Raw genomic sequence first — 26,193 nt, 5'->3', positions numbered from 1 at the left:
AAGTAAAAAGCGATTATCGCAGATTCCGGCCCGGCGACCAAACGGCCAACATTGTATTAAATTTTATTCTCCGCGCCGCCGCCAGCATATCTCACCACCCACGGCGTTCATTTAATTTGTGAGTCGGGCCTTGGCCTTTCATTCACGGTGTAACCTGCTTCGCAAAAACAACATTTATTTAACGCATAAGATAAATATATTTGACATAAAGCGCCGACGCGCAGATGTATATACAAGCAAACACAAGCCGAGCGTCAGTTTCGGCCACGTTCCATCCATCACGACTACATCTGCGTTTAGAGGGTGCCATGACTCATTCCACCAGCGAGTTGAACATTCAGCAGGCCATCGACGACAGCAAGTTTTCGCTGTTTCACTGGACCCTGATCATTCTCGGATTCCTGATCCTCGCCATCGACGGTTTCGATACCGCCGCCATGGGCTATATCGCCCCCTCGGTCGCCAAAGACTGGGGCATCATCAAACAGGATCTGGGGCCGGTGCTGAGCGCCGCGCTGCTGGGGCTGTCGCTCGGCGCGCTGATCGCCGGGCCAATCTCCGATCGCATCGGCCGCAAGCGCGTGCTGGTGTTTTCCTGTCTGTTCTTCGGCCTGTCGAGCCTGGCCACCGCCTACGCCGGCTCGCTCAATAGCCTGACGCTGTGGCGTTTCCTCACCGGCCTCGGGCTGGGAGCGGCGATGCCCAACGCCATCACGCTGATCTCCGAATACGCGCCGCAGCGCTGCCGTTCGCTGGCGATCAACACCATGTACTGCGGTTTCCCGCTGGGCGCGGCCGGCGGCGGCGCCATTTCATCGTGGCTGATCCCGAGCTACGGCTGGCACAGCGTGCTGCTGCTCGGCGCCATTGCGCCGCTGGCGTTGACGGTTTTGCTGATCCTGCTGCTGCCGGAATCAGTCAAATACATGGTCAACCGCGGGCAGGATGCGGCGAAGATCAAGCGCATCGCACAGCGCTTCGTCAGCCAGAGCCTGGACGGCGTGACGCGTTTTTACCTGTACGAAGAGAAGCTTACGCACACCAAGACCAGCGTCGGCCTGCTGTTCAGCCGCCCTTACCTGCTCGGCACGCTGATGCTGTGGCTGACCTACTTTATGGGGCTGGTGATCTACTACGTTTTGCTGAGCTGGATGCCGATCCTGATGCAGGGACTGGGTTACCAGCTGGAGCAATCGGCGATGCTCACCTCGCTGTTCACCTTCGGCGGCACGCTCGGCATCCTGGTGGCCGGCTGGCTGATGGATCGCTGGAACGCGCATAAGGTGGTCTCGAGCGGCTTTGTCGCCACTGCCCTGCTGATCGTGGCGATGGCGACCGAGGACAAACACATCGTGCTGCTGGGCGCCTTCATCTTCCTGATGGGCGTCACCATGAACGGCGCGCAGTCCGGGCTGCAAACGCTGGCGGCCACCTTCTACCCCACCCACAGCCGCGCCACCGGCATCGCCTGGATGCAGGGCATCGGCCGCTTCGGCGGCGTCGCCGGCACCATGATGGGCGCCCAACTGCTGGCGATGCAGTGGGAGGTGCAGAGCATCCTGATGTTCCTGTGCGTGCCGGCGCTGATCGCCGCCATCGCCACGGTATGCAAAATGAGCCGCAAACCGACGCTACAACCGGCGGCCTGACCCTGGCAAGCCCGCCACCGACGGCGGGCTTTTTCCCCTGCGGCGATAGGGTTTGTTTATCCCCTGGCCGCAACTGTAATCAGTCTGTAAAAATATTGTGACTAGCCGCCCAAAAATGAGTCATTTTTAATTCATTTTTGCCGAACAGCTCACTTTTCTCCGGCTTTCCATACATGAAGCCGGCGATAAAAAATCGCATATCAGACTGATATAAAAAGAAAATAAATTTTTCTTATGCCACTTTTAAGCGGCAACTGGTCAGTGTTGCATATGCTTGTACATACAAGTATATGTTAATAAACCCTACGCATTGTTATGCCGTGGTACTCATCCCCCACCGCGGCATGGAATCTGCACCGATACTGTTTGAGGAAACTGCTGTGACTACAAATAACAAAGTTCGCAATGTCGATGTACGCGCGCCACGCGGCACACAATTAAACGCAAAAAGCTGGCTGACCGAAGCGCCGTTACGCATGCTGATGAACAACCTCGATCCTGAAGTTGCGGAGAACCCACACGAGCTGGTGGTGTACGGCGGCATCGGCCGCGCCGCGCGCGACTGGGATTGCTACGACAAGATCGTCGAAACGCTGAAAACGCTGGAGGAAGACGAAACCCTGCTGGTGCAGTCCGGCAAGCCGGTCGGCGTCTTCAAAACCCACAGCAACGCACCGCGCGTGCTGATCGCCAACTCCAACCTGGTGCCCCACTGGGCAACCTGGGAACACTTCAACGAGCTGGACGCCAAAGGCCTGGCCATGTACGGCCAGATGACCGCCGGCAGTTGGATCTACATCGGCAGCCAGGGCATCGTTCAGGGCACCTATGAGACCTTCGTCGAAGCGGGCCGCCAGCATTACGACGGCAGCCTGCAGGGGCGCTGGGTGCTGACCGCCGGTCTGGGCGGCATGGGCGGCGCGCAGCCGCTGGCCGCGACGCTGGCGGGCGCCTGCTCGCTGAACATCGAATGTCAGCAGAGCCGCATCGATTTCCGTCTGAAAACCCGCTACGTCGATGAGCAGGCCAAAGATCTGGACGACGCGCTGGCCCGCATCAAGAAATACACCTCAGAAGGCAAAGCCATCTCCATCGCCCTGTGCGGCAACGCGGCGGAAATCCTGCCTGAGCTGGTTCGCCGCGGTGTGCGCCCGGACATGGTCACCGATCAGACCAGCGCCCACGATCCGCTGAACGGCTACCTGCCGAAAGGCTGGAGCTGGGAGGAATATCGCCAGCGCGCCCAGACCGAGCCGGCCAAAGTGGTCGCCGCCGCCAAGCAGTCGATGGCCGATCACGTCAAAGCCATGCTGGCCTTCCAGCAGATGGGCGTGCCGACCTTCGACTACGGCAACAACATTCGCCAGATGGCGAAAGAAACCGGCGTCGACAACGCCTTCGACTTCCCGGGCTTCGTGCCAGCCTACATCCGTCCGCTGTTCTGCCGCGGCATCGGGCCATTCCGCTGGGCGGCGCTGTCCGGCGATCCGCAGGACATCTACAAAACCGACGCCATGGTGAAAGAGCTGATCCCGGATGACGAACACCTGCACCGCTGGCTGGACATGGCGCGCGAGCGCATCAGCTTCCAGGGTCTGCCGGCGCGCATCTGCTGGGTTGGCCTCGGCCAGCGCGCCAAGCTGGGCCTGGCGTTCAACGAAATGGTGCGCCGGGGCGAACTGTCCGCCCCGATCGTCATCGGCCGCGACCACCTGGATTCCGGCTCCGTTTCCAGCCCGAACCGTGAAACCGAAGCGATGAAAGACGGCTCCGATGCGGTTTCCGACTGGCCGTTGCTCAACGCCCTGCTGAACACCGCCAGCGGCGCCACCTGGGTTTCCCTGCACCACGGCGGCGGCGTCGGCATGGGCTTCTCCCAACACTCCGGCATGGTGATCGTCTGCGACGGCACCAACGAAGCCGCCGAGCGCATCGCCCGCGTCCTGCACAATGACCCGGCTACCGGGGTCATGCGTCACGCCGACGCCGGTTACGATATCGCTATCGACTGCGCCCGCGAGCAAGGCCTGAATCTGCCGATGGTTGCCGCGACCCAAGGAGAAAAAGCATGAAAGCGCTGACTATTCGCCCGGGCAAACTGACGCTGGCCCAGCTACGCGACGTCTATCAACACCCGGTGACGCTGACGCTGGACGACAACGCCTACGCGCCAATCCAGCAGAGCGTGGCCTGCGTGGAACGCATCGTTGAAGAAAACCGCACCACTTACGGCATCAATACCGGGTTTGGCCTGCTGGCTTCGACGCGCATCGCCCGCGACGATCTGGAAAACCTGCAGCGTTCGATCGTGCTGTCGCACGCCGCCGGCGTGGGCGAGCCGACCGACGATAACCTGGTGCGCCTGATCATGGTGCTGAAGATCAACAGCCTGTCGCGCGGCTTCTCCGGCATTCGTCTGGAAGTCATTCAGGCGCTGATCGCGCTGGTCAACGCCGAAGTGTATCCGCATATTCCGCTGAAAGGCTCCGTCGGCGCCTCCGGCGACCTGGCACCGCTGGCGCACATGAGCCTGGTGCTGCTGGGCGAAGGCCAGGCGCGCCATCAGGGCCAATGGCTGCCGGCGACTGAAGCGCTGGCCAAGGCCGGCCTGAAACCGCTGACGCTGGCGGCGAAAGAGGGCCTGGCGCTGCTGAACGGCACCCAGGTCTCCGCCGCCTTCGCGCTGCGCGGCCTGTTCGATGCCGAAGATCTGTTCGCCGCCGCGACCGTGGCGGGCAGCCTGACGGTGGAAGCGGCGCTGGGCTCTCGCAGCCCGTTCGATGCGCGCATCCACGAGGTGCGCGGCCAGCGCGGCCAGATCGACGCCGCCCTCGCCTACCGCCACCTGCTCGGCGCGCGCAGCGAAGTCTCCGACTCGCATCGCAACTGCGAAAAAGTGCAGGATCCTTACTCCCTGCGCTGCCAGCCGCAGGTGATGGGCGCCTGCCTGACGCAGATCCGCCAGGCCGCCGAGGTGCTGGAAATTGAAGCCAACGCCGTCTCGGATAACCCGCTGGTGTTCGCCGAACAGGGCGACGTGCTGTCCGGCGGCAACTTCCACGCCGAGCCGGTGGCGATGGCCGCCGATAACCTGGCGCTGGCGTTCGCCGAAATCGGTTCGCTGTCCGAGCGCCGCATCTCGCTGATGATGGACAAGCACATGTCGCAACTGCCACCGTTCCTGGTGGAAAACGGCGGCGTGAACTCCGGCTTCATGATCGCCCAGGTGACCGCCGCGGCGCTGGCCAGCGAAAACAAAGCGCTGGCGCACCCGTCGAGCGTCGACAGCATTCCGACCTCCGCCAACCAGGAAGACCACGTTTCCATGGCGCCGGCCGCCGGTCGCCGCCTGTGGATCATGGCGGACAACGTGCGCGGCATTCTGGCGGTCGAATGGCTGGCCGCCTGTCAGGGCCTGGATTTCCGCAACGGCCTGAAGACCTCGGAAGGTCTGGAGCAGGCGCGCCGTCTGCTGCGCGAGCATGTCAGTTTCTACGACAAGGATCGTTTCTTCGCCCCCGACATTGAAGCCGCCAGCCAACTCTTGGCGGCCGGTCACCTGACATCGCTGCTGCCTGCGGCGCTGCTGCCTAGCCAGGCATAATCATCACACACTGAATCACGCAGTTTGTTCTGCCCCGCCGGGTGCGTTCCACCCGGCGCGGGCAGCGCGTGCCTGTTCGGCAAACACTTAACGGGAAGCAACATGCGTAACGAAACAACACAACTCAGACGCGGACTAAACGCGCGGCACATCCGTTTCATGGCTCTCGGCTCGGCGATCGGCACCGGCCTGTTCTACGGCTCCGCCGGCGCCATCCAGCTGGCCGGCCCGGCCGTGCTGCTGGCCTACCTGGTGGGCGGCGCGGCGGTGTTCATGGTGATGCGCGCGCTGGGTGAAATGGCGGTGCACCAGCCGGTTTCCGGCTCGTTCGGCCACTACGCCAGCCACTATCTCGGCCCGCTGGCCGGGTTCCTCACCGGTTGGACCTACACCTTCGAAATGGTGATCGTCGCCCTGGCGGACGTCACCGCCTTCGGCATTTATATGGGGCTGTGGTTCCCGGACGTCGCCCAGTGGGTCTGGGTGCTCAGCATCATTCTGTTTATCGGCGCGCTCAATTTGTGCAGCGTCAAGGTGTTCGGTGAGCTGGAGTTCTGGCTGTCGCTGGTCAAGGTCGCCGCCATCGTGGCGATGATCGTCGGCGGCGCGGCGGTGATGCTGTTCGGCTTCGGCCAAGCCCAGCACGCTACCGGTATCAGTAACCTGTGGCAGCACGGCGGCTTTATGCCTAACGGCATCGGCGGCGTGGTCGCGTCATTGGCGGTGGTGATGTTCGCCTTCGGCGGCATCGAGATCATCGGCATTACCGCCAGCGAGGCGAAAGACCCCGCCAAAGTGCTGCCGAAAGCGATCAACGCCGTGCCGGTGCGCATCCTGCTGTTTTACGTGCTGACGCTGACGGTGCTGATGGCGATCTACCCGTGGAACAGCATCGGCCAGAACGGCAGCCCATTCGTTGAGATCTTCAGCAACCTCGGCATCAGCTCCGCCGCCAACGTGCTGAACGTGGTGGTGATCACCGCCGCCATCTCGGCCATCAACAGCGACATCTTCGGCGCCGGCCGCATGATGTACGGCATGGCGCAGGACGGCCAGGCGCCGCGCAGCTTCACCAAACTGACCGCCAGCGGCGTGCCGTGGATGACGGTGCTGGTGATGTCGGTCGCCCTGCTGCTGGCGGTGGTGCTCAACTACCTGATCCCGGAGAAGGTCTTCATGATCATCGCCTCGATCGCCACCTTCGCCACCGTCTGGGTGTGGCTGATGATCCTGCTGTCGCAGATCGTCATGCGCCGCACGCTGTCGCCGGAAGAAACTCGTCAGTTGAGCTTCCCGGTGCCGTGGTGGCCGGTGGCGCCGGCATTGGCGACCGCCTTTATGGCATTCGTCATCGGCCTGCTCGGCTACTTCGAAGAGAGCCGCATCGCGCTGTACGTCGGGCTGGTGTGGATCGCTTTACTCACCGTGGCTTACTGGCTGTGGGTGCGCAAGAAAGGCGGGGGTTCGCCGGTGACCGCGGCAACGCAGCAGATGTAACGCTCGCTTCTGATAAAACCCGCTGCGGCGGGTTTTTTAATGCGCCTGCGCCAATGCTTGCAGGACATCCGCCTGCAAGTCGTCAAACGCCTCCAGCCCGGCGGACAACCGCACCAATCCCTCGCTGATATGATGGCGCCGCCGCTCTTCGGGGCTGTAGGCCGAGTGCGTCATGCTGGCCGGGTGTTGCGCCAGGCTTTCGCAATCGCCCAGGCTGACCGCGCGCAAGATGAGCTGCAGCACATTGAGGAAGCGAATCCCTGCACTCATGCCGCCCCGCAGTTCAAACGCCAGCATGCCGCCGGGGCGCGCCATTTGCCGCTGCGCCAACGCATGCTGCGGGAAGTTCGCCAGGCCGGGATAATACACCCGCTCGACCGCAGGATGCTCCGCCAACATCTCCGCCAGACGCTGCGCGTTATCGCAATGACGATCCATGCGCAGCGGCAAGGTTTTCAAACCGCGCAGTACCAGCGCAGCATCCTGCGCCGACAGCACTGCCCCGTTCATGTCCTTCAGCCCCTCAAGCCGGATCGTCTGCGCCAGCGCCTCGCTCGTCACCGCCAGCCCGGCCAGCAGATCGCCGTGGCCGCCGAGGTACTTGGTGGCCGAGTGCACCACGATGTCGGCGCCCAGCGTCAGCTGGCCGCTGCAGGTACGGCGTACAGTAGGTGTTGTCCACCAGCAGCAACGCCTGATGCCGGTGTGCAATCTCCGCCACTGCGGCGATATCGATCAGTCGCATGTTGGGGTTGGCCGGGGTTTCGCAATACACCAGCCGGGTGCGCCTACCGATCGCGGCGGCCAGCCGCTCCGGCCGGGTCAGATCAACATGGGTTATCTTGACGCCAAAGCGCGCCAGACCGTGATGAAAATAGCTGAAGGTGCACCCATACACCGTTTCATCGACGATCAGCTCATCGCCCGGGCTGAGCAACGTCCAGCAACAGGCGGTGATCGCCCCCATGCCGGAAGAGAACGCCACCGCCGCTTCCCCCTCTTCGAGGTTGGCGATGCGCTGCTCCAGCAGATTCAGCGTCGGGTTGGCGATACGTGAATAGAAATACCCCGGTTCGGTGCCTGCAAAGCAAGCGCCGCCATATTCCGCCGTGGGAAAGGTAAAAGTGGAGCTCATAAACACCGGCGGGCTCAGCGCCCCCTGATGCTGCTGAGGATCGTAGCCATAATGAATAGCGCGGGTAGCGAAGGCATGGTCAAGTTTGCCGGACATAACGACTCCTTATCTGAGTGAACGAAGCCGATTCAATTATTCATCGGAAGCATCCGGCGGCAACGCGCCATCCCGTGTACGCCGCCCGATAATTTGCAGAGTGCGCAGCAGCAGCATGACGCCCAGCAGGGTGTCCGGCTGCTTCAGCAAGGCGTAAGCCGCACGAAAATTGGCGGGCGGCGGGTTCAATTGCAGCTCGCTGTGCGCCATCTTCAACGCAGTCCCTCCCTCCCAACCGACCGTAACCAGCCCTTCGAATACGCCGGCCAGTTTTTCCACCAGCGCGTTGTCGACGATATCCACTACGTCCGACAGCAACGATAGCAGATCGACCACGTTGTCCAGCCGCCCGCCGGCCAGCAGCGGCCGCAGTTTTTCCAGCAAGCCCGCCAGCGATTGGAGTTCATCACCATGCACCGTGCTTTCCGTCATATCAGCCCCCTTACCGTGGCCCAATACAGACCGCGGTTAAAACCGTTTCGCAGCATGCCGCCCACCTTGGTGGCCGGGGTCGGCAGCACGTCGTGACGGTAGTCGTACACCAGCGGCATGCCGGCATTCAGCCCCATTTGCGCGACCGCCTGCACCTTGCCGTCGTAATGGCTGACCGTTTGCCCCAGCCGTATTTCCGCCACGATGTTGTCGGCGATCACCGGCGCCTGATTGTGGCAAGAACCGCCTGCCTTGCTGACCGGCAGATCCACGGTATCGCCTATCACGTATACGCCCTGCTGGCCGTACACCTGCAGCGTTTGGTGATCGGTCGGCAACCACCCCTCGCCGTTTTGAATATCGCTCAGGCCGGTGTTGCGCACCGCTTCCACCGCCCGGATCGGCGGCGTGGCCATCAGGATGTCAAACGGCTGTTCCTCCCCCTCGGCGGAATAGGCGATGTTGCGCTGTGCGTCCACCCGGCTGAGGGTAAAACCGCGCTGGTGACGGATATCGCGCGCGGCAAAAATGGCGGGCAGCGCTTTGCCGGTCGGGCGCTGCAAAAACAGGCAGTTGCGCAGCAATTGGGAAATAGTCGGATAGGTATAAACGATCTCCACCGCCTTACGCACGCCGCGCCGCCGCAGGTAGTCATCCAGCATCAAGGTGGTTTCGATCGGCGCGATGCCGCACTGGTGGGGCACGTTGGGGGTTTCAGGGAAGGAAACGGTGATGAAGATACGCCCTTTCTCGATAGTCGCCAGTTTTTGCGCCAACCGCCTGGCGGCCTGATACTGGTAAAAATGATCGCCCGCCTGCGCCAGCCCTTCGATACGCTCCGGCCAGGGGACGCAGCCGGTAGCAAAGACCAGGAAGTCATAGGAATAAATTTTACCGCTTTGCGTGGCTATATTTCGCTGTGTTAAATCGAAAGATTCCGCTTTATCAACAATGAATTGTATTTCAGGGCGCAATAAACTCCGCTGTGAGCGCGTGAGTTCCTGTTTGAAAAAAGTATTGAACGCCACATACATAAACGCCGGTTTGTAATAATGCAGCGGTGAATCCGATATCATTAATAACTCGACTTTATTATTAATAATTTCTCGGTGCAATTTTTCGGCCAATACATTGGCCAGGATGGTGCCGCCGGTTCCGCCGCCGACAATGACGATTCGCTGTCGCATCAAGCCCTCGCTCAACCGGCCAGCAAGCCGGCAGTATTAAGGCATAGTGAGGATGAAGATCTACGGCAGAACGGCGAGAAATAAACTGCCTCATTGGCAGTCTAGTAACGAATAATTATAAAGCAAATAAAAATGGAATATAAAATAAACACAGTCACTATCTTTAATAAAATTATCGGGTTAAATAGGACCACGTTTTCAATAAAAAACTTATTATTAGACTGACATTCATCACGAATTTAAAACATAAAAAAACCCGCCGCGGCGGGTTTTTATTTAGCAACCGAATCGGTCGAACTTACTGGCCTTTAACTTCTTTCAGGCCGTTGAACGGCGCACGGTCACCCAGCGCTTCTTCGATACGGATCAGTTGGTTGTACTTGGCAACGCGGTCAGAACGGCTCATGGAACCGGTTTTGATCTGGCCAGCCGCAGTCCCTACCGCCAGGTCGGCGATGGTCGCGTCTTCGGTTTCACCGGAACGGTGAGAGATCACCGCGGTGTAGCCGGCGTCTTTCGCCATCTTGATAGCAGCCAGAGTTTCGGTCAGAGAACCGATCTGGTTGAATTTGATCAGGATGGAGTTAGCGATGCCTTTCTCGATGCCTTCTTTCAGGATCTTGGTGTTGGTAACGAACAGATCGTCGCCCACCAGCTGGATTTTGTCGCCCAGAACTTTGGTCTGGTAAGCGAAGCCCGCCCAGTCGGATTCATCCAGGCCGTCTTCGATAGACACGATTGGGTACTGTTTGGTCAGATCTTCCAGGAAGTGAGTGAACTCTTCGGAAGTGAAGGCTTTGTTGCCTTCGCCGGCCAGCACGTATTTACCGTCTTTGTAGAATTCGGAAGCCGCGCAGTCCATCGCCAGAGTGACGTCTTTGCCCAGCTCGTAGCCCGCCGCTTTTACCGCTTCAGCGATAACCGCCAGCGCTTCGGCGTTGGAACCCAGGTTTGGTGCGTAGCCGCCTTCGTCGCCCACGGCGGTGTTCATGCCTTTGGCTTTCAGAACTTTCGCCAGGTGGTGGAACACTTCAGAACCGATGCGCACCGCTTCTTTCAGGGTTTTCGCGCCAACCGGCTGAATCATGAATTCCTGAATGTCGACGTTGTTGTCAGCGTGCTCGCCGCCGTTGATGATGTTCATCATCGGCAGTGGCATGGAGAATTTGCCTGGGGTGCCGTTCAGTTCAGCGATGTGCTCGTACAGCGGCATACCTTTAGAGGCTGCAGCCGCTTTCGCTGCTGCCAGGGAAACCGCCAGAATGGCGTTGGCGCCGAAGTTGGATTTGTTTTCGGTGCCGTCCAGCTCGATCATGATCTTGTCGATGTTCGCCTGGTCTTTGGCATCTTTACCCAGTACTGCCTGAGCAATCGGACCGTTTACTGCAGCAACGGCTTTCAGTACGCCTTTACCCAGGAAACGAGACTTGTCACCGTCACGCAGTTCCAGCGCTTCGCGGGAACCGGTAGAAGCACCTGACGGCGCAGCAGCCAAGCCGACGAAACCGCCTTCCAGATGAACTTCGGCTTCAACAGTCGGGTTACCGCGGGAGTCGATGATTTCACGACCGATGACTTTAACGATTTTGGACATTAGGTTTTCCTCAGTACAAGTTAAACTAAAACTCCAGACAAACAGCGCGCGGTTCTCACCGCGCGCCGCCTACCAAATATTTTATTTCACCTGGCGCTTCTGATGCTCGCCTGCGGCTTTCACGAAGCCGGCGAACAGCGGATGCCCATCACGCGGCGTAGACGTAAATTCCGGGTGGAACTGACAGGCTACAAACCACGGGTGATTCGGCAGTTCAATGATCTCGACCAGCTTGTTGTCGGCGGAACGACCGGCGACACGCAGCCCTGCGGCTTCGATCTGCTTCAACAGCATGTTGTTAACTTCGTAACGGTGACGGTGACGCTCGACAATGGTCGGTTCGCCATACAGCTGACGCACCAGGCTGTTGTCGATCAGGTTGCACTGTTGGCCACCTACGCGCATCGTGCCGCCCAAATCGCTTTCTTCGCTGCGCACTTCGACGTTGCCGTCTTCGTCGCGCCATTCGGTGATCAACGCCACCACCGGGTACTTACAGTCTGGCATAAACTCGGTGGAGTTGGCGTTTTCCATGCCCGCCACGTTGCGAGCGAACTCCATCAACGCCACCTGCATGCCCAGGCAAATGCCCAGGTAAGGAATGTTGTTCTCGCGCGCATAGCGTGCGGTCATCACTTTGCCTTCCACGCCGCGGTAACCGAAGCCGCCCGGGATCAGGATCGCGTCCAGCCCTTTCAGCACTTCCACGCCGCGGGTTTCCACGTCCTGCGAGTCGATCAGCTTGATGTTCACGGTCAGACGGTTTTTCAGCCCGCCGTGCTTCAGCGCTTCGATCACCGACTTGTAGGCGTCCGGCAGCTCAACGTATTTGCCGACCATGCCGATGGTCACTTCGCCGCCCGGATTGGCTTCTTCGTAGATCACCTGTTCCCATTCGGCCAGGTTGGCTTCCGGTGCGTTCAAGCTGAATCGTTTACAAATATAATCGTCCAGCCCCTGAGATTTCAATAGGCCTGGGATTTTATAAATAGAATCAACGTCTTTCAGAGAGATAACCGCTTTTTCCGGCACGTTGCAGAAAAGCGCGATTTTAGCGCGTTCGTTAGCAGGAACTGCGCGATCGGAACGGCAAATCAGCACATCAGGCTGAATACCGATGGAAAGCAGCTCTTTTACGGAATGCTGGGTCGGCTTGGTTTTCACTTCGCCGGCCGCCGCCATGTACGGCACCAGCGTCAGGTGCATATACAGAGTGTGCTCGCGGCCCACTTCCACCGCCATCTGACGGATAGCTTCGAGGAACGGCAGCGATTCGATATCGCCGACGGTGCCGCCGATTTCCACCAGCACCACATCGTGGCCTTCGCCACCTTCGATGATGCGCTCTTTGATCGCGTTGGTGATGTGCGGAATGACCTGCACGGTCGCACCCAGATAGTCGCCGCGGCGTTCTTTACGCAGCACGTCGGAGTAGATGCGGCCGGTGGTGAAGTTGTTGCGACGCGACATTTTGGTGCGGATGAAGCGCTCGTAGTGACCCAAATCCAGATCGGTTTCTGCGCCGTCTTCGGTGACGAAAACTTCCCCATGCTGAATCGGGCTCATGGTGCCCGGATCCACGTTGATGTACGGGTCCAGTTTCATGATGGTAACGTTGAGGCCACGGGCTTCAAGAATAGCCGCCAGAGAGGCTGCGGCAATGCCTTTACCCAGAGAGGATACGACCCCGCCGGTCACAAAAATATAATTAGTTGTCATGCTGAACCTGAGAGTTTAGGTTTAAAGACGATGGAAGAACCAGGACGGGAAAGTAGTATACCCGAACCTCTCCTGACCTACAAACGATCGTTTTGCTGTCCATCATCTCGGCCGCCCTCCCGTGTTCATCAGGGTTTACTCCGCCGGCGCCGCATAAACCCTCCAGGTAAAACAAAGAGTTAGCAGAGAAAATTTCTTTTTACCGCCCCTCAGGAGCGATAAAACGCCTTAGATTTCAGTTTGTTGCCCTTTTGCTGCCGCCGGCAGCCATGCGCCTCTAACCTGACCGAAAGCTTAACCGTTTCAGCTCAAGCGAACCTTGTCGGCGATCAACATTGTCGCGGCGATTCAGCTTTCCTGACGTTTCACCTGCTGCCAGGCCTCTTCCATCTGCTCCAGCGTGGCGTCTTCAAGCCGCAGCCCGCTTTGCTGGACAATCTCTTCCACCTGGCGGAAGCGGCGCTCGAACTTGCGGTTCGCCGCCTGCAGCGCGTTCTCGGCCTTGTGGCCTAAATGGCGCGAGAGGTTCACCGTGGCGAACAGCAGATCGCCGATCTCCTCTTCCAGCTTGCTCTCGTCGACCACCGCCTGGCGGGCTTCGTGCATCACTTCGTCGATCTCTTCGTACACTTTGTCCAGCACCGGGCCCAGGGTATTCCAGTCGAAGCCGACCGAGGCACAGCGTTTCTGGATCTTGTGCGCTTTCATCAACGCCGGCAGCGCCTGCGGAATATCGTCCAGCACCGAGTGCAGCGCTTTTTCGGCGCGCTCACCGGCCTTCAGCTGCTCCCAGCGCGCCGCCACGGCTTCGCTGTCTCCGCCCTCGGCGTCGCCGAAGATGTGCGGGTGACGGCGCTCCAGCTTGTCGCTGATGGCGGTGCACACCTCATCGAAATCGAACAGCCCCTGCTCCTGCCCCATTTGCGCGTAAAACACCACCTGAAACAGCAAGTCGCCCAGCTCGTCGCGCAGATCGGCATAGTCCTGCCGCTCGATGGCGTCCAGCACTTCGTAAGTCTCTTCCAGCGTATAAGGCGCAATGGTGGCGAAGGTTTGCTTGCGGTCCCACGAGCAACCGATCTGCGGGTCGCGCAGCGTTTTCATGATGTTCAGCAGACGCTGCAGCGGAGTGGATTGGGTCATAAAAAATCTCTGAGAAAGCATGGGGGCGCAGGGGAGCGCCCGCCGAATTCATGGATTTCGGGCCGCATCCGCTATCGATACGGCCCGAAAGGCGATGTGGGCTTAGTTGCCGTGCAGACGCTTGGCGTCTATCACGTCCGGCAGCTGGTTCAGCTTCGCCAGCACCCGGCTCAGCACCTGCTGGTTGTAGATTTCGATATCCATGTCGATGGTGGCCAACTGCTTCTTGGTGTCGCTGCGGCTGGCGACGCCCAGTACGTTGACCTTTTCGTTGGCCAGAATGGTGGTAATGTCGCGCAGCAGCCCGCTGCGATCGTTGGCCATCACGCGCACCACCAGCGAATAACCGCTGGAGTAGCTTTCACCCCATACCGCGTCGACGATGCGCTCCGGCGCGTGCGATTGCAGATCGACCAGCTGATCGCAGTCCGCCCGGTGGATCGAAATACCGCGCCCCTGGGTGATAAAGCCGACGATGTCGTCGCCCGGGATCGGCTGGCAGCAGCGGGCGATGTGGTGCATCAGGTTGCCCACGCCTTCCACCACCACTCGGCCGTTGTCCTTGTTGCGGGCCGGCGGCGGCGCTTTCTGCTGCACCAGCTGGCGCAGCGCCTCGCGATCCTGCTCTTCGGCGCTCGGCTTGTTGAACTTGCCCTGCAGGTAATTCACCATCTGGTTCAGGCGAATGTCCCCGCCGCCGATCGCCGCCAACACCTCGTCCAGCGAGTTCATGTTGTAGCGCGGGATCAGCAGCTTCTCGGCCTCTTTCAGGCTGATGCCGAGGTGTTCCAGTTCGTTGTCCAGCATCTGGCGGCCGGCGAGAATGTTCTTGTCGCGATCCTGCTTGCGGAACCAGTTGTGGATCTTCGAGCGCCCGCGGCTGGTGGTGACATACCCCAGGTTCGGGTTCAGCCAGTCGCGGCTCGGGTTCGGCTGCTTCTGGGTGATAATCTCAATCTGGTCGCCCATCTTCAGCTGATAGGTAAACGGCACGATGCGGCCGCCGATCTTGGCGCCGATGCAACGGTGGCCGACGTCGCTGTGAATGTGGTAGGCGAAATCGAGCGGCGTGGAGCCGGCCGGCAGATCCACCACGTCGCCTTTCGGCGTAAACACATACACCCGATCGTCGAACACCTGGCTGCGCACTTCGTCGAGCATCTCGCCGGAGTCCGCCATCTCTTCCTGCCAGGCGATGAGCTTGCGCAGCCAGGCGATGCGTTCTTCGTAGCCGGAGCGCACGGTCACGCCCGCGCCCTCTTTGTACTTCCAGTGCGCGGCTACGCCCAGCTCGGCGTCTTCATGCATTTGCCGGGTGCGGATCTGAATCTCGACGGTTTTGCCGCGCGGCCCCAGCACCACGGTGTGGATAGACTGGTAGCCGTTGGGTTTCGGGTTGGCGACGTAGTCGTCGAACTCGTCCGGCAGATGGCGGAAGTGGGTATGCACGATGCCCAACGCCGCATAGCAATCCTGCAGGCGCTCCGCCACGATGCGCACCGCGCGCACGTCGAACAGTTCGTCGAACGCCAGGTGCTTTTTCTGCATCTTGCGCCAGATGCTGTAGATGTGTTTCGGCCGGCCGTAGATCTCCACCCGAATGCCTTCGCTGGCCATTTCGGCGCGCAGCCCGGCGACGAAATCGTCGATGAACTGTTCGCGATCGATGCGGCGCTCATGCAACAGCTTGGCGATGCGCTTGTATTCTTCCGGATGCAGGTAGCGGAAGCAGAAATCTTCCAGTTCCCACTTCAGCTGGCCGATGCCGAGCCGGTTGGCCAGCGGGGCGTAGATGTTGGAACACTCTTTCGCCGCCAGCACGCGCTCGTCTTCCGGCGCGTCTTTCACCTCGCGCAGGTGAGCGATGCGCTCCGCCAGCTTGATGACCACGCAGCGGAAATCCTCCACCATCGCCAACAGCATGCGGCGCACGTTGTCGACCTGTTCGGAGGCCATCGAGTCGTTTTGGGTGGCTTTCAGTTGGCGAATGGCGTCCATGTCGCGCACGCCGTGCACCAGCGCGACAATGCCCTTGCCGAACGCTTCGGTCAGGGTCTCTTCCTGCACGATGCCGGCGTCCACCAGCGGGAACAGCAGCGCAGCGCGCATGCTGTCGTTGTCCATGCTCAGCGTCGAGAGGATTTCCACCATCTCCAGACCACGCCACAGCAGCAGCGAGGCGTCGGGGTGATTCTGGGTCTGCTGCTCACAATAACGCCAGGTTGCGGCCAATCGCTCACATGACTGCGGGTTAGGTAGCCCCAAGCCGGCTATCCACTCATCGAGAGCGAACTCACCCGCCGTATTCAGATGTGCACTTCTTACCGCAACCATAACTTCTCCCTACTTTGCAGCGACCTCTGGCGCGCGCTCGTTGATAAACAGCGCCATTGATTCAAGATGCCCCGTGTGCGGAAACATATCCAACATCCGCACGCGCGCAAGACGATAACCGGCGCTCAACAGCACTTTGCTGTCGCGAGCCAGCGTGGTGGGGTTACAGGAAACATACACCACCCGCGCCGGCGCCAGTTTTACAATGTGTGACATCACCCCGGCCGCACCGGCGCGGGCGGGATCCAGCATCACCTTATCAAACCCTTGTGCTGCCCAAGGTTGCCGCGCAACGTCGTCCTCCAGATTCTCGTGGAAGAACGATGCATTATTCAGCTTATTCTTATGTGCATTATATTGCCCATTCGCTACCAGCGTGGCAACACCTTCGATGCCCACCACCGCAGCGGCGCGGCGCGCCAGCGGCAGGGTAAAATTGCCCATGCCGCAGAACAGGTCCAGCACCCGATCATTGGGTTGAATGTCGAGCCATTCAAGGGCCTGCGCCACCATTTGTTGGTTTACGGCGTCATTGACCTGAATAAAGTCGCGCGGGCTGAAGTCTAAGCGTAGCCCGTCAACCTGATAATACGGCGTGTCACCGCACAGTTTTTCCACGCGATCGCTGTCCGGCGCCAGGTAAACGGCGAGGTTTTCCCGCTCGCCAAACGCCAACAACGCCTGCCGATCCGCCTCTTTCAGCGCGTCGAGATGGCGCAGCACCAGCAGCGGGCCGTTATCCGCCAGCACCAGCTCTACATGCCCCAGCCGCCGTACCGCCTGCAGCCCGCTCAGGCAGGCGCGCACCGGCGCCAGCAGCCGTTCCAGCTCCGGCCGCAGCACCGGGCAGTGCTCCACCGCCACCAGCTCGCTGGAGGCCGCCTGTCGAAAGCCCATCATCAGGCGCTGCAGCTTGGGCTGCCACGCCAGGCTCAGGCGGGCGCGACGGCGATAACCGTATTCCGGGCCGGCGATCACCGGCTCCTGCTGCGGGGTCACCCCGGTTTCGCGGGCGATCATGCGCACCAGCGCCGCCGCCTTGCTCTGCTGTTGCAGCGCCTCATCCGCATGCTGCTGCTGGCAGCCGCCGCACACGCCGAAATGCGGGCAGCGCGGCGCCACCCGCTGTGGGCTGCGGCTCAGCAGGCGCTTGAGCTTGCCTTTGGCGAACTGGCGCTTATCTTCGGTCAGCTGGATTTCCGCCTGCTCGCCCGGCAATACGCCCGGCACGAACACCGCTTTGCCGTCGTGGCGCGCCACGCCCTGGCCGAAAGGATCGAGATCGCTCACCGTCACGGTGAAGATTTGTGAGCTCTGCCGGGTCGTCACGCGGCGTTTGGGAGAGTAGAATTGCGCCATATTTGTCGATTGTGTGCTGGTTCATTAAGCTAGTGTCAGCTGTCAATTCTCCCACATTGGAATCCCATGACCAAATACAGCCTGCGTGCGCGCATGATGATCCTGATTCTGGCCCCGACCTTGCTGATTGGTTTGCTGCTCAGCACCTTCTTCGTGGTGCACCGCTATAACGAGCTGCAGGAGCAACTGGTCGACGCCGGCGCCAGCATCATCGAGCCGCTGGCGGTGGCCAGCGAGTACGGCATGACGTTCCGCAGCCGCGAATCGGTCAGGCAGTTGGTCAGTCTGTTGCACCGCCGCCATTCGGACATCGTGCGTTCGATCACCGTGTTCGATGCGCAGAACAATTTGTTCGTCACCTCCAATTATCACCACAACTTCGCTCAGCTGCAGCTGCCGAAAGGCGTGCCGTTGCCTACCGAGCTGATGCTCACCCGACGCGGCGATTCGCTGATCCTGCGCACGCCGATCCTGTCGGAAAGCCAGTATCCGGATGAAACCGCCGACGGCGGTAGCCACCCCGACAACAACCTGGGCTATGTGGCGATCGAGCTGGATCTGCAGTCGGTGCGGCTGCAGCAATATAAAGAGGTGTTCGTCTCCACCCTGCTGCTGTTGCTGTGCATGTGCATCGCCATCCTGTTCGCTTACCGGCTGATGCGCGACGTGACCGGCCCGATCCGCAATATGGTGAATACCGTCGACCGTATCCGCCGCGGCCAGCTCGACAGCCGCGTGGAGGGCTACATGCTCGGCGAGCTGCACATGCTGAAGAACGGCATCAACTCGATGGCGATGTCGCTCACCGCCTATCACGAAGAGATGCAGCAGAACATCGATCAGGCCACCTCCGACCTACGTGAAACGCTGGAGCAAATGGAAATTCAGAACGTCGAGCTGGATCTGGCGAAAAAACGCGCGCAGGAAGCGGCGCGCATCAAGTCCGAATTCCTGGCCAACATGTCGCACGAGCTGCGCACCCCGCTCAACGGCGTAATCGGCTTCACCCGCCAGATGCTGAAAACCGATTTGAGCGCGACCCAGACCGACTATTTGCAGACCATCGAACGCTCGGCCAACAACCTGCTGACCATCATCAACGACGTGCTGGACTTCTCCAAGCTGGAGGCCGGCAAGCTGGTGCTGGAGCATATTCCGTTCGCCCTGCGTGAAACGCTGGACGAAGTGGTGGTGCTGCTGGCGCCCAGCGCCCACGATAAGGGGCTGGAACTGACGCTGGATGTGCACAACGACGTGCCGGAGCAGGTGAGCGGCGACTCGCTGCGCCTGCAGCAAATCATCACCAACCTGCTGGGCAACGCCATCAAGTTCACCGAAACCGGCAATATCGATATTCGCGTCGAGCTGCGCAAACGGCTGGATCGCCGGGTGGAAGTGGAAGTGCAGATCCACGACACCGGCATCGGCATCTCCGAACGCCAGCAGTCGCAGCTGTTCCAGGCATTCCGTCAGGCAGACGCCAGCATCTCCCGCCGCCACGGCGGCACCGGGCTGGGGCTGGTGATCACGCAAAAACTGGTGAAAGAGATGGGGGGCGATATCTGCTTCCACAGCCAGTTGAACCGCGGCTCGACCTTCTGGTTCCACATCACGCTGGATCTGAACGAGGGCATGCTGTCGCTGGCGCCGAGCCTGCCGGATCTGAACGGCAAAACGCTGGCCTATATCGAGTCCAACCCGACGGCGGCGCAGGCGACGCTCAACATGCTCAGCGTCACGCAGCTGGTGATCACCCACTCGCCGACGCTGGCCCAGCTGCCGCCAGGCCACTATGACTTCCTGCTGGCCGGCGTGCCCATCCCGTTCCGCGACAACATGGCGCAGCACGAGGACAAATTGCTGGCCTCGCTGAAGCTGGCCGATCGGGTGATTCTGGCGCTGCCGTGCCAGGCGCAGATCGACGCCGAGCTGCTCAAGCAACAAGGCGCGCTCGGCTGCCTGATCAAGCCGATCACCAGCACCCGGTTGTTCCCGCTGCTCAGGATGGAGACACAGACACGCCTCACCGCGCCGCCTGAGCGTAAACGCCTGCCGCTGACGGTGATGGCGGTTGACGACAACCCGGCCAACCTGAAGCTGATCGGCACGCTGCTGGGGGAACAGGTAGAAAAAACCCTGCTGTGCGAGAGCGGCGAGGAAGCGCTGGCGCTGGCGCGCGACAACGTGCTGGATCTGATCCTGATGGACATTCAGATGCCGAAGATGGACGGCATTCACGCCAGCGAGCTGATCCGCCAACTGCCGCATCACAACTCCACGCCGATCGTCGCCGTTACCGCCCATGCCGCCAGCGGCGAGCGCGAGCACCTGCTGCAGGCCGGGATGGACGACTATCTGGCCAAGCCGATCGACGAGAAAATGCTGACCCGCGTGCTGTCGCGCTACCACAGCGGCGACGTGGAAAACGCCGTCGCCGACGACGCGCCGCTGTCGCTCGACTGGCCGCTGGCGCTGCGTCAGGCGGCCAATAAACCGGATCTGGCGCGCGATCTGCTGCAAATGCTGCTCGATTTCCTGCCGCAGGTGCGCGAGCGAGTGCAAGCGCTGCTCGACGGCCAGCATGACGACGAGATCCTCGATCTGGTCCATAAGCTGCACGGCAGCTGCAGCTACAGCGGCGTGCCGCGCCTCAAGCAGCTGTGTTTCTACCTCGAGCGGCAGCTGCGCCAGGGCGTCACCAACGACGAGCTGGAGCCGGAGTGGCTGGAGCTGTTGGATGAGATTGAACTGGTGATCCACGCGGCGCGCGCGCATCTGACGCAACCGGCCTGAGTCCTCAGGCCATAACGCAAAAAGGCACGCCGCAGCGTGCCTTTCTTTTTAACGCCAGACGCCTATCACTGCGCCAGCAGGTACAGCTGGCTCTCGCCGCGCTGGATATTCAACGCCAGCACCGACGGCTTGCTGTCGAGGATTTTACGCAGCTCGCCCAGGTTCTGGATCGGCTGCTGGTTCACCCCCAGGATCACATCGCCCTTTTTCAGGCCGATACGCGCCGCGGCGCTGCCGGCTTTCACGCTGTCCACCTTGACGCCCTTCACATTGCCGACCTGGGTGTTGCTCAGCTCGGCGCCTTCGATGCCGGTGTAGATATTGCCCGAGGCCACCTGAGTCTGCGCGCTTTGCTCCAGCGTGACGTCAATCGTCACCGGTTTGCCGTCGCGAATAATGCCCAGCGACATCTTGCTGCCGACCGGCAGCGTGCCGATCTCCGCCCGGAACGAGGCGAAGCTGGAGATGGCCTTGCCGTTCATGGTGACGATCACGTCGCCGGCCTTGATGCCCGCCTTCGCGGCGGAAGACTTCGGCATCACCTGGCTGACGAAGGCCCCGCGCTGCGCGTCGACCTTCATCGCCTTGGCCAGCTCAGAGTTCAGCTCGGTGCCCATGATGCCCAGCTCGCCGCGTTTCACCTGGCCATATTCGACCATTTGCGCCGTCAGGTTTTTCACCATGTTGCTCGGAATGGCGAAGCCGATACCGATGTTGCCGCCGTCCGGCGCCAGGATCGCGGTGTTGATGCCGATCAGCTCGCCGTTCAGGTTAACCAGCGCGCCGCCGGAGTTACCGCGGTTGATCGCCGCATCGGTCTGGATGAAGTTTTCATAGTTTTCGATGTTCAGGCCGCTGCGCCCCAGGGCGGATACGATGCCCGAAGTGGCGGTTTCACCCAGCCCGTACGGGTTGCCGATCGCCACGGTGTAATCGCCGACGCGCAGCTGATCGGAATCCGCCATCTTGATCGCCGTCAGATTCTTGAAGTCTTTCAGCTGGATCAACGCGATATCGGAACGCGGATCCTTGCCGATCACCTTGGCGTCGAAACGGCGGCCGTCACTCAGCTGCACCTGGATCTTGTTGGCGTTGTCCACCACGTGGTTATTGGTCACCACATAGCCCTTGGCGGCATCGATGACCACCCCGGCGCCCAGCGCCTGGAATTTCTGCTGCGTGCCCTGCGGCTGGCCATCCGGCCCTGGCTGTTCGCCGCCCTGACACATCGGCGAGCCCTGGAATGGCGAACCATCCTGGCAGAACGGCGAATCTTCGCCGAAGAACTGTTGGAACTGCTGCGGCATGCGCGGCGTATTGACCGTGGTGCTGCCCTCAACGTTAATGCTCACCACGGAAGGCATCACCTTTTCCAGCATCGGCGCCAGGCTCGGCAGCTGTTGGGTGTTGGAAGAGGCGGTTTCAGCGGCGCTGGCCGTGACCGGGCCCATCGCCATACCGATACTGAATGCCAATGCGCTCAGAACTAATGCGGTTTTTTTCATCTGTGTGTCTCTTATAAAGTCGTTCAAAAAGAATGGCCGTCTTGCGTGCTTATTCAGAGTTAATTAATAGCCCGAAGTTCCGGCACAGATGATTGGCAATAGTAAACAAATATTGTCCGTCTTTACAAAAGTCGAGACAGCCAACCGGTTGGAATTGCTGACAATTATTCTTCAGTTGAATTATTCCGCCGCCATCAATCGACGATATTCATCATAGGCGTAAAGGTCGGTCATTCCGCTGATATAGTCCTGCAATAAACGGGCGCGGAAATAATATTCCCGAATGGCTTGCTGCTCCGGCGATAAATGCTGCAGCCCCTCTACCGCCTCCGCATACGCCAGCCGATGCTTGGTGGACAGCTTATGGAACAGGCGCGTTTCGATCGGGTAAGCGCGGTGGCTGTCCTCGCGCACCAGCTGGCTGAAGTCCGCCAGCGACATCGCCAGCAGCGGGCTGTAAATGTCCAGCAGGCCGCTGATCACCCGGTAGCCTTGCAGCTCGAGCTGCTCGACCTCCGGGTGGTTGAACACGTGCTTGAACGCCACATTTTTAAATATTTTCAGCAGCCGGTACGCCGGGCTGGAATCCTCCAGCAGCGCCTGATTGAAACTGCCCTGATAGACCGCGTCCAGATTGTCGATAAAGCGCTGCGCCGCATGCGGCACCAGCCGCGCCACGGTAAACACCCGCAGATACATGAAGAACTGATCTTCCGCGCTGCGCCGCGCGCCGCCGCGATCGATCTTGCGAAACGCGCTGGCGACGGTCTTGTCGAACAGATCGCCCGGCGCCACCTCGCCCCACTCCTGAATCAGGTGCTGATACAGCTGCTCGACGGTGAAAATGCTCTTCTCCACCGCGTCTTCCAGATCGGCCACGCAGTACGAGATATCGTCGGCGGCCTCCATGATATAGGTCAGCGGGAAACGATCGAACTCGCCCATGTGCAGCTCGCGCCGCAGCCGATCGACGAAGGCCTCTTCCGCCAGATAGTAGCCGGGCTTTTTCATCAGATAGCTGTGGCTGGCGGGGATGTCGCTCGCCCAGTAGGCCGGGCGGGTGTATTTCAAAATGCAGCCGACCTGCGCGTAGGTCAGGTTGAGCTTCAGCAGGCTGTACACCATGCGGATCGCCTGGGCGTTGCCCTCGAAGTGGCTGAGATCCTGACGGATCCGGCTGCGCAGCCGGTTCAGATCGCTCTCCCCTTCATGCAGGCGCAGCGTCGCCACCTGGCAGCGATCGTGGCTGCCCGGCTCGCTGCCGCAGCTGGCGGGATCGAGCCGTTGGGCGAACCAGTCGTTGATCGCCGACTCGCCGAAGTGACCGAACGGCGGGTTGCCGATGTCGTGCATCAGGCAGGCCATTTCCACGATGCTTTCAAACGGATCGAGCAGCCGGGTGAGGCCGAGCTCATCAATTCTCCCCGCCTGTTTGAAGCGGTTGAGGATCTCTTTGGCGATGTGGCGCCCGACCTGCTGCACCTCCATCGAGTGCGTCAGGCGGCTGCGCACCGCCGCGTTGCGCTCCAGCGGAAACACCTGGGTTTTTTGCTGCAGACGGCGAATGGCGGCCGAGTTGACGATGCGCCCGCGATCGCTCTCGAACTGCCGCACGATGTCGTACTCTTCCTCGGCCTCGATCGGTTTGCTGAAAGGCCGTTGGAAGCTGATTTTTTGCTTGAAGTCGATCCCGGACATCTGTTTCTCCGCCGTTGCGCCCTGCCCCCGTGATAACAATTCCCGGCGGCGGATGCAACGCATTATCTCTCTCACACAGCCATGATAGACTATGCCGCAATTCTCACGGCCAATCAGCGAGTGTTATTTATGAAAGTAGGCATCATCGGCGCAATGGAGCAGGAAGTCACCCTGCTGCGCGATCAAATCGAAAACCGTCAAACCATCCAGCGCGCGGGCTGCGAAATCTACACCGGCCAGATCGGCGGCGTTGAGGTGGCCCTGCTGAAATCCGGCATCGGCAAAGTTTCTGCGGCCATGGGCACCACCCTGCTGCTGGAACACTGCAGCCCGGATCTGGTGATCAACACCGGTTCCGCCGGCGGCCTGGCCAGCACCCTGCGCGTGGGCGATATCGTGGTGTCGGAAGAAGTGCGCTACCACGACGCCGACGTCACCGCCTTCGGCTACGAGCCGGGCCAGATGGCCGGCTGCCCGGCGGCGTTCGTCGCCGACGACGCGCTGATCGCGCTGGCGGAAGGCTGCATCAAACAGCTGGATCTGCACGCGGTGCGCGGCCTGATCTGCAGCGGTGACGCCTTCATCAACGGCGCCGAGCCGCTGGCGCGCATTCGCGCCACCTTCCCGCGCGTCGCCGCCGTGGAAATGGAAGCCGCGGCGATCGCCCACGTCTGCCATCTGTTCGGCACGCCGTTCGTGGTGGTGCGCGCCATTTCCGACGTCGCCGACAGCGAGTCGCACATGAGCTTTGACGAGTTCCTGGTGGTAGCGGCCAAACAGTCCACGCTGATGGTCAACGCCATGCTGCAAACCCTGGCCAAGCGCGGTTGATGTGAGGCTGCGCTTTACCTCGATGCTCTGTCTGTTGGCGCTCTGGCTGGCCATGCCGGCCGGCGGCGCCCAGCGGGTGATCAGCCTGGCGCCCAACGCCACCGAACTCGCCTATGCCGCCGGCATGGGCGATGTGCTGGTGGCGGCGAGCGCCTATTCCGATTATCCGCCGCAGGCCGCCAGGCTGGAGCAGGTGGCCACCTGGCAGGGCATCAATCTGGAGCGGGTGCTGGCGCTCAAGCCGGACCTGATCCTCGCCTGGCGCGGCGGCAATCCGCAGCGCGTGCTGGATCAGCTCGCCGCGTTCGGCATCCCAATTTTCTATGCGGACGCCGACAATCTCGAAGGGATCGCCGGCTTGCTGGATAAGCTGGCGCAATACAGCCCGCACCCGGAGCAGGCGCATCAGGCAGCGGAAGGCCTTCGCCGCCAGTTCGCCGCTCTCAAACAACAGTACGCCGCTAACTCGCCACGGCGCGTGCTGCTGCAGTTCGGCACCCAGCCGCTGTTCACCAGCGCCGGCGCCACATTGCAAAGCCAGGTGCTGGCGCTGTGCGGCGGGCAGAACGTCTTCGCCGACAGCCGCACCCCTTGGCCGCAAATCAGCCGCGAGCAGGTGCTGGCGCGTCGGCCGCAGGCCATCGTCATCACCGGCGGCGCGAAAGAAGCCGCCAATGTGAAAGCCTTCTGGGCGCCGCAGCTGCAGGTGCCGGTGATCGCGCTGAACGAAGACTGGTTCAACCGCGGCGGGCCGCGCATCCTGTTGGCGGCGCAGCAGCTGTGCCGCCAGCTGGCGGAGATCCGCTGATGCTGGTGTTCTGGTTGGATATTCTCGGTACGGCGGTGTTCGCCATCTCCGGCGTACTGCTGGCCGGCAAGTTGCGCATGGATCCGTTCGGCGTGCTGGTATTGGGCGTGGTCACCGCGGTCGGCGGCGGCACCATCCGCGACATGGCGCTGGCCAACGGCCCGGTGTTCTGGGTCAAGGATCCCACCGATCTGGTGGTGGCGATGATCACCTGCGTCTTGACGCTGCTGCTGGTGCGCCAGCCGCGCCGTCTGCCGCAGTGGGTGCTGCCGGTGCTGGACGCCGTCGGACTGGCGGTGTTCGTCGGCATCGGCGTCAACAAGGCCTTCGCAGCCGGCACCGGCCCGCTGGTGGCAATCTGCATGGGGGTGATCACCGGCGTCGGCGGCGGCATTATCCGCGACGTGCTGGCGCGCGAGATCCCGATGATCCTGCGCACCGAGATTTACGCCACCGCCTGCATCATCGGCGGCATCGTGCACGCCACGGCGTTTTACACCTTCAGCATGCCGCTGCAACAGGCCATGATGCTGGGCATGATCATCACCCTGGCCATTCGGTTGGCGGCCATCCGCTGGCACCTCAAATTGCCCGCCTTTATTCTCGAACGCTGAGCCGTCGCCCTGTGGGGCGGCGCTTGGCAACGCCGCATTTAGTGATTCATTAGACTAAAAACGGGCTTGGTGGTATTATTTTCACCCAATAAATAGCGTAGTGACGATGTAAAATTCTGTTATCCGCAGGTTAATCCCCTCCCCGCGCTGTTAAACCTTTTTAACTTTTTGCCGATAAGTCATCACAAGATTGCT

General features: G+C 60.8%; 17 protein-coding genes and 1 pseudogene. 8 read left to right on the top strand and 10 right to left on the bottom strand.

Going from position 1 to position 26,193, the window contains the following annotated elements:
* Positions 1-308: 308 nt before the first annotated feature.
* From SSARUM_RS03660 to SSARUM_RS03645, 4 genes are all read left to right on the top strand, one after another.
* Complete coding sequence (locus SSARUM_RS03660) at positions 309-1,649, top strand: MFS transporter (protein WP_049213101.1); 1,341 nt, start codon at positions 309-311, stop codon at positions 1,647-1,649.
* 380 nt (positions 1,650-2,029) lie between these two features.
* The gene (hutU, locus tag SSARUM_RS03655; protein WP_060430895.1) at positions 2,030-3,721 is read left to right on the top strand and encodes a urocanate hydratase; all 1,692 of its coding nucleotides are present in this window, start codon (positions 2,030-2,032) and stop codon (positions 3,719-3,721) included.
* Entirely contained in the window at positions 3,718-5,253 is a 1,536-nt protein-coding gene (gene hutH, locus SSARUM_RS03650) for a histidine ammonia-lyase (protein ID WP_033637148.1), read from the top strand. Before hutU ends, hutH begins: the two co-directional genes overlap by 4 nt.
* Before the next feature lie 102 nt (positions 5,254-5,355).
* The gene (locus tag SSARUM_RS03645; RefSeq protein ID WP_033652933.1) at positions 5,356-6,750 is read left to right on the top strand and encodes an amino acid permease; all 1,395 of its coding nucleotides are present in this window, start codon (positions 5,356-5,358) and stop codon (positions 6,748-6,750) included.
* A 36-nt stretch (positions 6,751-6,786) separates the two neighbouring features.
* Here the strand turns inward: SSARUM_RS03645 and SSARUM_RS03640 are convergent.
* The 8 genes and pseudogenes from SSARUM_RS03640 to rlmD form a co-directional block, all read right to left on the bottom strand.
* Positions 6,787-7,981, bottom strand: a pseudogene (locus tag SSARUM_RS03640) (methionine gamma-lyase).
* 36 nt (positions 7,982-8,017) lie between these two features.
* Positions 8,018-8,413, bottom strand: coding sequence for a helical membrane plugin domain-containing protein (locus SSARUM_RS03635; RefSeq protein ID WP_080430350.1), 396 nt, complete (start codon positions 8,411-8,413; stop codon positions 8,018-8,020).
* Positions 8,410-9,600 carry an NAD(P)/FAD-dependent oxidoreductase gene (locus SSARUM_RS03630; RefSeq protein ID WP_060426308.1) on the bottom strand — a complete coding sequence of 397 codons (1,191 nt, stop codon included), beginning with the start codon at positions 9,598-9,600 and terminating at the stop codon, positions 8,410-8,412. The genes SSARUM_RS03635 and SSARUM_RS03630 overlap by 4 nt, the downstream gene beginning before the upstream one ends.
* A 298-nt stretch (positions 9,601-9,898) precedes the next feature.
* On the bottom strand, positions 9,899-11,194 hold the full coding sequence (gene eno / locus SSARUM_RS03625) for a phosphopyruvate hydratase (protein ID WP_033637140.1): 1,296 nt from the start codon (positions 11,192-11,194) through the stop codon (positions 9,899-9,901).
* Between the two features lie 81 nt (positions 11,195-11,275).
* The gene (gene pyrG / locus SSARUM_RS03620; RefSeq protein ID WP_033637139.1) at positions 11,276-12,913 is read right to left on the bottom strand and encodes a glutamine hydrolyzing CTP synthase; all 1,638 of its coding nucleotides are present in this window, start codon (positions 12,911-12,913) and stop codon (positions 11,276-11,278) included.
* A gap of 348 nt (positions 12,914-13,261) precedes the next feature.
* The gene (gene mazG, locus SSARUM_RS03615) at positions 13,262-14,056 is read right to left on the bottom strand and encodes a nucleoside triphosphate pyrophosphohydrolase (protein ID WP_033649234.1); all 795 of its coding nucleotides are present in this window, start codon (positions 14,054-14,056) and stop codon (positions 13,262-13,264) included.
* A gap of 102 nt (positions 14,057-14,158) precedes the next feature.
* Positions 14,159-16,390: a GTP diphosphokinase gene (relA, locus tag SSARUM_RS03610; protein WP_033637137.1), complete on the bottom strand. Its 2,232-nt coding sequence runs from the start codon at positions 16,388-16,390 to the stop codon at positions 14,159-14,161.
* Positions 16,391-16,399: 9 nt separating this feature from the next.
* Positions 16,400-17,749, bottom strand: coding sequence for a 23S rRNA (uracil(1939)-C(5))-methyltransferase RlmD (gene rlmD, locus SSARUM_RS03605; protein ID WP_033649231.1), 1,350 nt, complete (start codon positions 17,747-17,749; stop codon positions 16,400-16,402).
* Positions 17,750-17,815: 66 nt separating this feature from the next.
* Here rlmD and barA point away from each other — a divergent pair, with 66 nt between their 5' ends.
* Positions 17,816-20,542: a two-component sensor histidine kinase BarA gene (gene barA, locus SSARUM_RS03600; protein ID WP_060430893.1), complete on the top strand. Its 2,727-nt coding sequence runs from the start codon at positions 17,816-17,818 to the stop codon at positions 20,540-20,542.
* A gap of 65 nt (positions 20,543-20,607) precedes the next feature.
* On the opposite strand, the gene degP is transcribed toward barA, so the two are convergent.
* Positions 20,608-22,047, bottom strand: a complete 1,440-nt coding sequence (degP, locus tag SSARUM_RS03595; RefSeq protein ID WP_033649228.1) for a serine endoprotease DegP — start codon at positions 22,045-22,047, stop codon at positions 20,608-20,610.
* A 180-nt stretch (positions 22,048-22,227) separates the two neighbouring features.
* Positions 22,228-23,745, bottom strand: a complete 1,518-nt coding sequence (gene dgt / locus SSARUM_RS03590; RefSeq protein ID WP_033649226.1) for a dGTPase — start codon at positions 23,743-23,745, stop codon at positions 22,228-22,230.
* A 129-nt stretch (positions 23,746-23,874) separates the two neighbouring features.
* On the opposite strand from dgt, the gene mtnN reads away from it, so the two are divergent.
* The 3 genes from mtnN to SSARUM_RS03575 are packed head-to-tail and all read left to right on the top strand — an operon-like array spanning position 23,875 to position 25,998.
* The gene (mtnN, locus tag SSARUM_RS03585; RefSeq protein WP_033637132.1) at positions 23,875-24,576 is read left to right on the top strand and encodes a 5'-methylthioadenosine/S-adenosylhomocysteine nucleosidase; all 702 of its coding nucleotides are present in this window, start codon (positions 23,875-23,877) and stop codon (positions 24,574-24,576) included.
* 22 nt (positions 24,577-24,598) lie between these two features.
* Entirely contained in the window at positions 24,599-25,384 is a 786-nt protein-coding gene (gene btuF / locus SSARUM_RS03580) for a vitamin B12 ABC transporter substrate-binding protein BtuF (protein ID WP_033649279.1), read from the top strand.
* A complete protein-coding gene (locus tag SSARUM_RS03575; protein ID WP_033637131.1) occupies positions 25,384-25,998 on the top strand; it encodes a TRIC cation channel family protein in 615 nt (204 codons plus the stop codon). The genes btuF and SSARUM_RS03575 overlap by 1 nt, the downstream gene beginning before the upstream one ends.
* The last annotated feature ends 195 nt before the right edge of the window (positions 25,999-26,193 follow it).

The sequence above is a fragment of the Serratia sarumanii genome (genome assembly GCF_029962605.1).
GTDB classification, from domain to species: Bacteria; Pseudomonadota; Gammaproteobacteria; order Enterobacterales; family Enterobacteriaceae; genus Serratia; species Serratia sarumanii.
The sequence above is the reverse complement of the archived record's forward strand: the minus strand, read 5'-3'. Positions and strand labels throughout refer to the sequence as shown.